This is a genomic window from Acinetobacter sp. UBA3132 (assembly GCF_002364825.1).
GTDB lineage: Bacteria > Pseudomonadota > Gammaproteobacteria > Pseudomonadales > Moraxellaceae > Acinetobacter > Acinetobacter schindleri.
In genome coordinates this window covers 995-2,458 of the sequence record NZ_DEZM01000230.1, presented here as the reverse complement: position 1 = coordinate 2,458, position 1,464 = coordinate 995, and the positions used below count along the sequence as shown (strand labels likewise).

Below are 1,464 nucleotides of genomic sequence, written 5' to 3'. Positions count from 1 at the left end.
AGCACCTTCGGGTGCTTTTTTGATATCTGCTTTTTTATATCTGTGATTTTAAGCTAAGCAGCTATTCTTTAGCCTGTTTTTTGGCTTCCAAACCTTTAAGGGCACTTTTGCTCATCCAGCCGAAACATAAGGCAAGGACAACATATTGAATCGCCAAGCCTAGCAGCAATATGCTTATCCAGATGCCAAAAGATAAAGATTCCAGCATACCAAGGATAATTTCCCGTTGTTCTGCAATACCCAATATTGACAAGGATAAGATCAAGCCAATGAGTACGCTAATGCCCAGACATCCCCAAATTAACTGGTTTTTCTCTATAGCACTTGGTAGACGCTGTTGATCCTGAACAAATTTGATCGCTGCCGCTGCCCCTGCACCGAATAATGCCGGGATGGCAGTGCTGCTGCCAGGCAAATCGATAAACATATTTAAACCAGCGACAATCAGAATCGCGACCAGATAAACTATAGTGAAATAGCCAAAATATTTTTTAATCATCATTTTTATCTCGAATATTGTGTTTTTATTGTTGTTGCTTGTGTGGTTGAAAATGGGAAAAGTTATACCAACAAGTTTGTTTATTTTAATAATTTGCTCGAATATTCAGCAAGATAAATTAAAAGAATACGACGAATGTCACGTGAAGCATAGAAGGATCACGTGACATGATTTGAACTCGATTGAAATTAAGCGTGTTTCTTTAGCTGTTTAGCCAAGCTATAGCGGGTATAGCCATGATAGGCGACATGAAACAGGGCGGCATGCAAGGCAATCAAGGCAGCGACAATAAATGAATTTGGGCCTCGGCCTGTATAATTCATTCGGCGCAGAATTTCCTCGGTATAAGGGTGCAGCCAGATCATCACCAAGATAACAATAAAGCCAAGGCTCATGGCAATAATGGTAGAGCCCCAGACCAAGGTATTTTTTTCCTTGGCGTCAGGGACACGCAGTTCCTTATGCACAAAATGCCGGGCACTCAAGAATGCTGCTGCAATTAATGCAGGAATGAAAATAATGGCACCCAAGTTTAACCAATACACAATCATGCCAACCAAAACCAGCAAGGCAAGATAAACGGCTGCAAAATATTTAAGATAATGCGACATCGTTCTGGCCTCCTTAACAGGACTTACTATTCAGGATGGACGATTTTTGCGTTGATGTCTACGGTACAGAACCCAGCCGATAATAATCGCTACAATTGCAATAATGATATAACTGACCTTGCTAAAAATCTGATGCATCAAGTTCTGATTTTCGCCGAAATAAAATCCAATACAGGCCAGAAAAGTCGTCCAGATGATTGTTCCCAAGCTGCTATAAAACATGAATTTCCAGAAGGGCATACGACTCATTCCAGCAGGAATACTGATCAGGGAGCGCACTGCGGGAATCATACGTCCAGCAAAAACAATGCGATGACCATACTGCTCGAACCATGCTAAAGATTTTTTTACATC

Annotated in this window: 3 protein-coding genes; all 3 read right to left on the bottom strand. The window is 41.1% G+C overall.

The genetic code is table 11. The features are described from left to right. Positions 1 to 61 precede the first annotated feature (61 nt). Positions 62 to 502, bottom strand: coding sequence for an ABZJ_00895 family protein (locus B4033_RS12840; RefSeq protein WP_286834541.1), 441 nt, complete (start codon positions 500 to 502; stop codon positions 62 to 64). Between the two features lie 185 nt (positions 503 to 687). Continuing rightward, positions 688 to 1,110 (bottom strand): ABZJ_00895 family protein, encoded by a 423-nt coding sequence (locus B4033_RS12835; protein ID WP_286834538.1) that lies wholly within the window; start codon positions 1,108 to 1,110, stop codon positions 688 to 690. A gap of 30 nt (positions 1,111 to 1,140) precedes the next feature. After that, positions 1,141 to 1,464, bottom strand: a 324-nt coding sequence (locus B4033_RS12830) for a DedA family protein (protein ID WP_286834536.1), incomplete at its 5' end; no start/stop codon positions are given.